This is a genomic window from Streptococcus gordonii, from assembly GCF_001553855.1.
In the GTDB taxonomy this organism is placed as follows: domain Bacteria; phylum Bacillota; class Bacilli; order Lactobacillales; family Streptococcaceae; genus Streptococcus; species Streptococcus gordonii.
Window position 1 is genome coordinate 1 of sequence record NZ_LQWV01000029.1, and the last position, 249, is coordinate 249.

General features: G+C 35.7%; 1 pseudogene. It reads right to left on the bottom strand.

Features of this window, described 5'->3' with window-relative positions:
* Positions 1 to 249, bottom strand: a pseudogene (gene rmuC / locus AWH02_RS06800) (DNA recombination protein RmuC); the annotation flags it as partial.

The following is a 249-nucleotide window of genomic DNA, read 5'->3' on the forward strand; positions in this document are numbered from 1 at the left end:
AGTCGGTAAAAACATAATCACAAAGTTAGTTGTAGCGGGTGGTGCTAAATATTTGCTACGAATGTCTTTTGCAAAGCGTTTAACAATATTTAGCAGGGCCTTGTGATAGAGTTCAATTTCTTCTTTATTAACAGATTCATAAGCATCTTACAAGCGATAGTAATCAGCCAAATGAAATTTCGAATCAATCGGTAGATAAACATAGTCTTCATCAGTCTGACCAGGCAACTTTACTGCATACTCAACTCT